Source organism: Streptomyces sp. CO7, from assembly GCF_053474865.1.
Genome location: NZ_JBRIOU010000010.1, coordinates 61,220 through 67,943, shown reverse-complemented (window position 1 = coordinate 67,943; position 6,724 = coordinate 61,220). Strand labels below are relative to the sequence as shown.

The following is a 6,724-nucleotide window of genomic DNA, read 5'->3' as shown; positions in this document are numbered from 1 at the left end:
ACGCGGGCCCCGCGGGCGGGACGGCACGGGCAGCGTGCGGTCCCGCCCGGCGGGCGCCCCGCGGGCAGGTGTCCGGTCGGCGGGCGCCTTGTCGGCAGGTGTCCTGTCGACAGGCGCTCCGTCGGAGAAGCGGAGCAGTGCGGTCAGTCGGTGAGCTCGACCTGGATCTCGACCTCGACGGGGGCGTCGAGGGGCAGGACGGCCACGCCCACGGCGCTGCGGGCGTGGACGCCCTTGTCGCCGAAGACCTCACCGAGCAGCTCGCTCGCGCCGTTGACCACTGCGGGCTGCCCCGTGAAGTCGGGGGCGGAGGCGACGAACCCGACGACCTTGACGACCCGCGCGACGCGGTCCAGGTCCCCGGCCACGGACCTGACCGCCGCCAGCGCGTTCAGCGCGCAGACGCGGGCCAGCTCCTTGGCCTCCTCCGGCGTGACCTCGGCGCCCACCTTGCCGGTGACCTGGAGCTTGCCCTCGACCATCGGGAGCTGCCCGCTGGTGTACACGTACGCACCCGAACGGACCGCGGGCTGGTAGGAGGCGAGCGGCGCGGCCACCTCCGGCAGCGTCACCCCGAGCTCGGCGAGACGCGTCTCGACACTGCTCACGCCTGCTTCTCCCGCTTCAGGTAGGCCACCAGCTGCTCGGGGTTCGGCCCGGGCACCACCTGGACGAGCTCCCAGCCGTCCTCACCCCAGGTGTCGAGGATCTGCTTCGTGGCGTGCACGAGGAGCGGAACGGTCGCGTATTCCCATTTCTTCATGGGGGCGACTTTACCGTCGGCCCCACCCGACCCCGGAGTTGTCCACAGCCCCCGGTCCCGAGTTGTCCACGCGGCCCGGCGTGAGGCGACCGCCAATGGTTAGGCTCGACGACGTGAGCAGGCTCCAGGTTGTCAGCGGCAAGGGCGGGACCGGGAAGACCACGGTCGCCGCCGCTCTCGCGCTCGCCCTCGCCACCGGCGGAAAACGCACCCTGCTGGTGGAGGTGGAGGGCCGTCAGGGCATAGCGCAGCTCTTCGGCACGGAGCCGCTGCCCTACGAGGAACGGAAGATCGCCGTCGCCCCTGGTGGCGGAGAGGTCCACGCCCTCGCCATCGACCCCGAACTGGCCCTGCTGGACTACCTCCAGATGTTCTACAAGCTGGGCAGCGCGGGCCGTGCCCTGAAGAAGCTCGGCGCCATCGACTTCGCCACGACCGTCGCCCCGGGTCTGCGGGACGTCCTGCTGACCGGCAAGGCCTGCGAGGCGGTGCGCCGCAAGGACAAGGCGGGCCGCTTCGTCTACGACCACGTGGTGATGGACGCCCCGCCGACCGGCCGGGTCACCCGCTTCCTCAACGTCAACGACGAGGTGGCCGGGCTGGCCCGGGTGGGGCCGATACATCACCAGGCGCAGGCGGTGATGGGCGTCCTGAAGTCCCCGCAGACGCAGGTCCACCTAGTGACGCTGCTGGAGGAGATGCCGGTCCAGGAGACGGCGGACGGCATCGCCGAACTCCGCGCGGCCGACCTCCCGGTGGGCCGGGTGGTCGTCAACATGGTCCGCCCCGTCCTCCTCGACGGCGACGACCTCGAGCTCGCCGGATCGGTGTCCCGCACCGCGGTGGCCCGGTCGCTCGCCGCGGCCGGGCTGGGCGGGGCCCGGCGGGGCGGGAGCGCGGAAGCTCTGGTGGAGCCGCTGCTGCGGGAGGCCGGGGAGTACGCGGAGCGGTACACCTTGGAGCGCCGCCAGCGGGAGGTCCTGGAGGGCGTCGGGCTGCCGCTCGCGGAACTGCCCCTGCTGACCGACGGAGTCGACCTGGCCGGCCTGTACGGACTGGCCGCCCTGCTGTGGAACCAAGGGGTGTCATGAGCCTGGAACCCGAGCGTGAACTCGTCCTCGACCCGCTGCTCGACGATCCGGGGACCCGCATCGTCGTCTGCTGCGGCTCCGGCGGCGTCGGCAAGACGACCACCGCCGCGGCCCTGGGACTGCGGGCCGCGGAGCGCGGCCGCAAGGTGGTCGTCCTGACCATCGACCCCGCCCGTCGTCTCGCCCAGTCGATGGGCATCGACCAGCTCGACAACACGCCCCGCCGGGTGCCCGGCATCGACGACTCCGCGGGCGGCGAGCTGCACGCGATGATGCTCGACATGAAGCGCACCTTCGACGAGATCGTCGAGGCGCACGCGGACCCCGAGCGGGCGGCGGCCATCCTGGCCAACCCCTTCTACCAGTCGCTCTCCGCGGGCTTCGCCGGCACCCAGGAGTACATGGCGATGGAGAAACTGGGCCAGCTGCGGGCCCGGGACGAGTGGGACCTGATCGTGGTGGACACCCCGCCCTCCCGCTCCGCCCTGGACTTCCTGGACGCCCCGGAGCGCCTCGGCTCGTTCCTCGACGGCCGGCTGATCCGGCTGCTCACCGCCCCGGCCAAGCTGGGCGGCCGCGCGGGCATGAAGTTCCTCAACGTCGGCATGTCCGTGATGACCGGCACCCTGGGCAAGCTGCTCGGCGGCTCGCTGCTGAAGGACGTGCAGACCTTCGTGGCCGCCATGGACACCACCCTGGGCGGCTTCCGGGGCCGCGCCGAGGCCACCTACAAGCTGTTGCAGGCCCCCGGCACCGCCTTCCTGGTGGTGGCCGCCCCCGAACGGGACGCGCTGCGCGAGGCGGCGTACTTCGTGGAGCGGCTGGCCGCCGAACGCATGCCGCTGGCCGGCCTGGTCCTCAATCGGGTCCACGGCAGCGACGCCGCCCATCTCTCGGCCGAACGGGCGACTGCGGCGGCGGAAACCCTGCTTGCGGAAAATTTCTCGTCCGGCCGGATTGTTGATCACACGAGCGGGAAAGCTGCGGGTAACTCACCCGATACACAAAGCAGTTCAACGCTTCCTGCTCCCGACGGACCACCGGATCCAGGCTCCCCCGCCTCACCCCGGTCCGAGGCGCAGACCCCCGAGGCACAGGTGGCCGGGACGCCGACTCCCGAGGCGCAGACCCCGGCCGAGGTCGACCGGCTCGCCGCCGGTCTGCTGCGTCTGCACGCCGAGCGCATGCGGCTGACAGCCCGCGAGCGGCGTACCCGGGACGACTTCACGGCGCTGCACCCGGAGGTGCCGGTGACCGAGGTGCCCGCGCTGGCCGGCGACGTGCACGACCTCACGGGGCTGCGGGACATCGGCGCGCGTCTGGCCGCACCCCGTGCGGACTCCGCCGGCACACCCGCCTCCGGACACGGCGGCGATGGGGCACCAGTGCAGGACGCGGCTCCGATGCAGCACGCGGCTCCGATGCAAGCAGATGCCCCGGAACAGGCAGGGCCCCGCGAGCAGGCAGGGGCCCCGGAGCACGCCGACCTTCCCTCGCAGCCGGATGCGCCCGAGCCCGAGAAGACCAAGCAGACTGCACGGAAGGACGCCTCCGTGCAGCAGGACGCGCCCGCACAGACCTGACCCCCGGGCCACCGCCGAGGCGTCCACGCGGCCCGAGAAGCCACCTGGGCGCGCAGCGCGCCGGGGCGCAACGGCACGAGGAAACGGCGAAGCGGCGGCCCGGGGTCCGTCCGACCCCGGTTCCCGCCCTCCTCCACGGCCGCCGACAGTGGCGGCTCACCGCGACGCGGTCGTCAGCTCACCCCACCATGGCGGCTCACCACACCAGGGCGGTTCACCGCACGACGGTGGCTCACCGCACCACGGTGGTCAGCCCACCGCCGCGTAGCTCTCGTAGGCCTCTTCCGCCTCGTCGAGCGGCAGGATTCCCGCCTCCCGCTCGTACTCCATGCGCGCCGTCTCCAGCAGGCGACGCCAGGAGGTCACGGTCGGCCGGCGGCGCAGCAGCGCTCGGCGCTCCCGCTCCGTCATGCCTCCCCACACGCCGAATTCGACGCGGTTGTCCAGCGCGTCGGCCAGGCACTCCGTCCGCACCGGGCATCCGGTGCACACCGCCTTGGCCCTGTTCTGCGCTGCTCCTTGAACGAACAGTTCATCCGGATCGGTAGTGCGGCAGGCCGCCTGCGCACTCCAGTCGGTAACCCAGCCCATACCGGCGCCGTCCTCTCCCGAATCGAGGCTCCCCCACGGCGGCAGCGGCATATTCACCGCCGCCAGTTGAGGACGTTACGGAAGGCGGACAGAGTGCAACACCCCCGACGGGCCCAATCTTGAATGGCCCGAACGGACTATGGGTAAGCGGCAGATCACCCGGAGGAGTGGCCTGGCGACAAAAGCCGCCATTGCGGCACATCAGGGCGGACCACTCGTCGCGCAAGGGGCATTGATTGACACCGGAGGATGATTCGGGCATCCCCGGGAAGGAGTTCACGCGGTTCCGGAACGATCCGGGGCCGTAGGACGTCCCGACATACGGATCTACAGCTCGCACCGCTGTCGTGACAGCCGGGAGCAGCTTAGGCCAAGGCATTTACCTCTGTCCGGCAAACGAGAACGTAGGCTGCCCTCATGCCAAACAAGCGCTCGGGTGGAGGCCTCTCGCCAGTCCAGCAGGCCGCGAAGTTCCTCGGGATCAGCGTCCTCGCCGGCGGCGTGCTGGCCGGCATCGCCCTGCCCGCCTTCGGGACACTCGGCCTGGCGGCGAAGGGATCGGTCGAGAGCTTCGACGAGATCCCGGCGAACCTGAAGACGCCTCCGCTCAGCCAGCGCACCACCATCCTCGACTCCGACGGCGGCAAGATCGCGACGGTGTACTTCCGCGACCGCACCGTGGTGCCGCTGAAGAAGATGTCGCCGCAGCTGCGGAAGGCGATCGTCGCCATCGAGGACGCCCGGTTCTACGAGCACGGCGCGGTCGACCTGAAGGGCGTGCTGCGCGCGCTCAACAGCAACGCACGCAGCGGCGAGGTCACCCAGGGCGCGTCCACGCTGACCCAGCAGTACGTGAAGAACGTCTTCGTGGAGATGGCGGGCGACGACCCGGACAAGGTCGCGCAGGCCACCCAGCAGACCCTGGGCCGCAAGATCCAGGAGCTGAAGTACGCGATCCAGGTGGAGGAGGAGCTCGGGAAGAAGAAGATCCTCGAGAACTACCTCAACATCACGTACTTCGGTCAGTCCGCCTACGGTGTCGAGGCCGCCTCGCAGCGCTACTTCTCGAAGTCCGCGGAGGACCTGGAGCTCCAGGAGGCCGCCCTGCTGGCCGGCCTGGTCCAGTCGCCCACGCGCTACGACCCGATCAACAACCCGAAGACGGCCGAGAAGCGGCGCAACGTCGTCATCGACCGGATGGCCCAGGTCGGGGACGTCTCCGCGGCACAGGCCGCGGCGGCGAAGAAGAAGCCGCTGGGGCTGAAGATCCGCGAGCCGCGCAACGGCTGCATCACCTCCGCCAAGGGCGCCGGCTTCTTCTGCGACTACGTGCGCCGCGTCTTCCTCGACGACCCCGCCTTCGGCAAGGACCGCGAGACCCGCGCCAAGCTGTGGGCGCAGGGCGGCATGACGATCCGCACCACGCTGGACCCGCAGGCGCAGGAGTCCGTGCAGGCGTCGCTGAAGAGCCACGTCTACAAGGACGACAAGGTGGCCGCCGCGGCCACGATGGTCGAGCCCGGCACGGGGAAGATCCTGGCCATGGGCCAGTCCCAGCCCTACGGCTCGGACGCCAAGAAGCACCAGACGGTGATCAACTACTCGGTCGACCAGGCCATGGGCGAAAGCGGCGGCTTCCCGACCGGATCCACCTTCAAGCCGTTCCTCGCCGCCGCCGCGATAGAGGGCGGCCTGCCGCTGAACAAGGTCTACCCCTCGCCCAACAAGATGCCGTACCCCAAGGTCCAGGGCTGCAAGAGCACCTACAACCAGGGCGAGATGACGCAGAACGAGATCGAGTCGGAAGTCGGCCCGTACTCGCTGCAGGAGGCGATGAAGCTCTCCATCAACACCTACTTCGTGCAGATGGTCGGCGACCTCGGCCTCTGCCCGACGCTGGAGATGGTGGAGAAGATGGGCGTGCGCACCGGCGCGGGCAAGAAGCTGCCCGACGCGCAGCCCTCCGTCATCCTGGGCACGCAGTCGATCTCCCCGCTGACCATGGCCTCCGCCTACGCCACCTTCGCCTCGCGCGGCATGTACTGCACGCCGATCGCCATCGAGTCGGTCACGCAGAAGGTCGGCGAGAAGAAGAAGACCCTCGACGTGCCGAAGTCGACCTGCGAGCGGGCCATGGAGGAGCGGACCGCGGACGCGGTCAACACCCTGCTCTCCGGGGTCACCGACTCCGGCACCGGCGCCCGCGCCGGTCTCTCCGACCGCGACAACGCCGGCAAGACCGGCACCACGGACGCCCGCAAGAACGCCTGGTTCGTGGGGTACACCCCGAACCTCTCCTCCGCGGTGTGGCTGGGCGACCCGATGCAGCAGGAGTCAATGGTCAACATCTCCATCGGCGGCACCTACTTCGCCAAGGTCTCCGGTGGCGCGGGCCCCGGCCCGATATGGCGGCAGGCGATGACGGGCGCGCTGCAGGGCAAGGACGCGCCGCCCTTCCACAAGGTGCACATCCCCGCCGACAAGCCGAAGGACAAGGACAAGGGCCGCGACGGCAAGCCCGGTGACGGCCTCTTCGGCGGCATGTTCGGCGGTGGCAACGGCGACGGCGGGACCGGCGGGACCGACGGCGGCCTGACGACGAACGGCGGGACGACGACGGACGGCGGGCTCACCCTCGGCGGCCTGACCGGGGGCGACCTCACCGGAGGCGCCACGGGCACCGACCCGACCACCAC

At 70.7% G+C, this 6,724-nt stretch carries 6 protein-coding genes; 3 read left to right on the top strand and 3 right to left on the bottom strand.

Translation table 11 applies throughout. The features are described 5' to 3' along the window. Positions 1–143: 143 nt before the first annotated feature. Positions 144–608: a RidA family protein gene (locus ACOV8S_RS28605; RefSeq protein ID WP_448321397.1), complete on the bottom strand. Its 465-nt coding sequence runs from the start codon at positions 606–608 to the stop codon at positions 144–146. Next, on the bottom strand, positions 605–763 hold the full coding sequence (locus ACOV8S_RS28600) for a DUF4177 domain-containing protein (RefSeq protein ID WP_107473408.1): 159 nt from the start codon (positions 761–763) through the stop codon (positions 605–607). The genes ACOV8S_RS28605 and ACOV8S_RS28600 overlap by 4 nt, the downstream gene beginning before the upstream one ends. 113 nt (positions 764–876) lie before the next feature. Between ACOV8S_RS28600 and ACOV8S_RS28595 the strand changes: the two genes are divergently transcribed. Both ACOV8S_RS28595 and ACOV8S_RS28590 read left to right on the top strand, forming a co-directional pair. Then, positions 877–1,854 carry an ArsA family ATPase gene (locus ACOV8S_RS28595; RefSeq protein ID WP_448321396.1) on the top strand — a complete coding sequence of 326 codons (978 nt, stop codon included), beginning with the start codon at positions 877–879 and terminating at the stop codon, positions 1,852–1,854. Continuing rightward, positions 1,851–3,437: an ArsA-related P-loop ATPase gene (locus ACOV8S_RS28590; RefSeq protein WP_448321395.1), complete on the top strand. Its 1,587-nt coding sequence runs from the start codon at positions 1,851–1,853 to the stop codon at positions 3,435–3,437. Before ACOV8S_RS28595 ends, ACOV8S_RS28590 begins: the two co-directional genes overlap by 4 nt. 249 nt (positions 3,438–3,686) lie before the next feature. Here the strand turns inward: ACOV8S_RS28590 and ACOV8S_RS28585 are convergent, their stop codons facing one another. Further along, on the bottom strand, positions 3,687–4,028 hold the full coding sequence (locus ACOV8S_RS28585) for a WhiB family transcriptional regulator (RefSeq protein WP_351113722.1): 342 nt from the start codon (positions 4,026–4,028) through the stop codon (positions 3,687–3,689). A 417-nt stretch (positions 4,029–4,445) separates the two neighbouring features. On the opposite strand from ACOV8S_RS28585, the gene ACOV8S_RS28580 reads away from it, so the two are divergent. Next, positions 4,446–6,724: transglycosylase domain-containing protein (locus tag ACOV8S_RS28580; protein WP_448321394.1), on the top strand; the 2,279-nt coding region annotated here is incomplete at its 3' end.